Source organism: Nocardia miyunensis NBRC 108239 (assembly GCF_001613065.1).
GTDB classification, from domain to species: Bacteria; Actinomycetota; Actinomycetes; order Mycobacteriales; family Mycobacteriaceae; genus Nocardia; species Nocardia miyunensis.
This window is the reverse complement of the sequence record NZ_BDBQ01000180.1, coordinates 1-2,231: the sequence shown is the minus strand read 5'-3', so window position 1 is coordinate 2,231 and position 2,231 is coordinate 1. Positions and strand designations below refer to the sequence as shown.

At 65.8% G+C, this 2,231-nt stretch carries 2 protein-coding genes; both read right to left on the bottom strand.

Annotated features, from left to right (window positions below; genetic code table 11):
* Positions 1 to 73: 73 nt before the first annotated feature.
* Positions 74 to 886, bottom strand: a complete 813-nt coding sequence (gene istB, locus NM2_RS46845) for an IS21-like element helper ATPase IstB (protein ID WP_067684271.1) — start codon at positions 884 to 886, stop codon at positions 74 to 76.
* On the bottom strand, positions 886 to 2,133 hold the full coding sequence (istA, locus tag NM2_RS46840; protein WP_067684268.1) for an IS21 family transposase: 1,248 nt from the start codon (positions 2,131 to 2,133) through the stop codon (positions 886 to 888). The genes istB and istA overlap by 1 nt, the downstream gene beginning before the upstream one ends.
* Positions 2,134 to 2,231: the final 98 nt, after the last annotated feature.

The following is a 2,231-nucleotide window of genomic DNA, read 5'->3' as shown; positions in this document are numbered from 1 at the left end:
TGTCAACGGAACGCCAATCTGGACCATCTGACGGAACCTCAATTTTGATCACCTGGCCGGTGGGTTGATGGTTTCATTCTTCAGTTGTGCCGGCGGGGACGCGGCCGAGGTCGCGGTTCTTGAGCCGGTAGCTGTCGCCTTTGAGGGCGACGACCTCGGCGTGGTGGACGAGGCGGTCGATCATCGCGGCGGCGACGACGTCGTCGCCGAAGACCTCGCCCCAGCGGCCGAAGACCTTGTTGCTTGTCACGATCAGCGAGGCGCGTTCGTAGCGGGACGAGACGAGCTGGAAGAACAGGTTCGCGGCCTCGTTCTCAAACGGGATGTAGCCGACCTCGTCGACCACCAGCAGCGGGTAGCGGCCGAGCTTGATCAGCTCGGCCTGCAACCGGCCTGCGTGGTGGGCTTCTGCGAGGCGTGAGACCCATTCCGACGCGGTGGCGAACGCGACCCGATGCCCGGCCTGACATGCGCGGATCGCCAACCCGATGGCCAGGTGGGTCTTGCCTGTTCCGGGCGGCCCGAGGAACACCACGTTCTCCTTCGCGGTGACGAAATCCAGGGTGCCCAGGTGGGCGATCACGTCTCGTTTGAGGCCACGAGCATGCCCGAAGTCGAACTCCTCCAAGGATTTCCGGTGAGGGAAGCGGGCGGAGCGGATACGGCCCTCACCGCCGTGGGACTCGCGAGCCGAGACCTCGCGTTGCAGGCAGGCGATCAGGAATTCCTCGTGTGTCCAGTTCTCGGCGCGGGCGCGTTCGGGCAGCCGCTGCGCGGCCTCGCGCAGCGAGGGCGCTTTCAACGCGCGGGTCAGAAACGTGAGTTCTGCGGTGAAATCCCTTGTGGTGGTGGATGTTTTCGCGGCGGTTCTGGTTCGGCCGGGCATCAGGCCACCCCGCCTTCTGCCTCGAGGTCGACCCCGAGCGCGGTGTCGTAGTCGGTGAGACACCGCTGCTCGACCTCGGGTTCGGGGGCCGGGCGCAGGACACCGATCCGGCCGCGCCGCAACACCTTTGCCGCCTCGATGTGATCGGGGTCGGACAGGGTTTGATGCCACGCCCAGATCCGTTCGTGATCGGCCACGATCCGGCCACCGGAAAACACCCGGACCCGCTCCAGATCCGCCAGGATCTCGATCCGGCGCCCGATCACGCTCGGGTGCACCGAATAGTCGTTGGAGTCCAAGCGAACGTAATGATCACGCGGCAGCCGCGTCGAACGCCGCCACCCGGTCTCCGGCGCGACCGGCGGCAACGCCAGCATCGCCTGGCGGTCCGCGGTGATCCGGTCGGTCGGCGCGCATCCCAACACCCGCCGCGGCCGGGCGTTCACCAACTCCAGCCAATCCTCCAGCTGTGTATTGAAATCGGTTGGGCCACTGAATGATCGCCCAGGCAGGAATGACCGCTCGAGATAATCATGAGCCCGTTCGATCATGCCTTTGGCTTCTGGATCAGCAGGTCTGCAGACCAGCACCTTCGTGCCCAGCGTTCCCCGGAAGGCTTGACATTCGGCGGTCAACTCGCTGCGCCCGGCCCGCCAGCGGCCGATCGCTCCCTCGCCGTCCCACACCAAAACCCTTGGCACCGAACCCAACCGGTGAATATGAGCCCACCAGCCCGCGAACAGATCTTCCGCATGCCGCGACGGGATCAGCACCGCGGTCAGCCACCGCGAATACCCCAGCACCATCGTCAACACCGGCAGCTGTTTCGGGCCGCGGACCTGCCCGAACCCGACCGGCAACTCGATCGGCGGGAACCAGAAATCACACTGCGCGATCTCTCCGGCCACATACGTCGTCCGCGACGCGGGATCCGGCGGCAGATACGCCGGCCGCAACTCCGCGACCCGGCCCGAAAGCACCCGCACCGACCGAGTCCAGCCGATCCGCTCGGCGATCACCGTGGACGGCATCGTCGGATACGCCTTGAGCAACTCCCGGATCTGCGGCTCGACCGCGTCCACAACCGACCCCTTGGCTGGACGTTGATACCTCGGCGGCCCGTCCGAGGCCAGGGCCCGCTTCACGGTGTTGCGGGACACGCCCAGCACCCGCGCGATCGCCTGGATCGGCATACCCTCCGAACGGCGCAAACGACGAATCTCAGCCCAATCCTCCACAGCAAGCATCCCTTCGGTCCTCCCTGACTCGGATACAGCCAGGGTCACCGACCAGATGGTCCATTTTGAGTTGCCGCGCAGTGATCAGTTTTCACGTTCCGTCGACA

Coding starts and splice junctions, on each gene's coding strand:
- istA (WP_067684268.1), bottom strand. CDS start 2,133: ATGCTTGCTGTGGAGGATTGGGCTGAGATTCGTCGTTTGCGCCGTTCG.
- istB (WP_067684271.1), bottom strand. CDS start 886: ATGCCCGGCCGAACCAGAACCGCCGCGAAAACATCCACCACCACAAGG.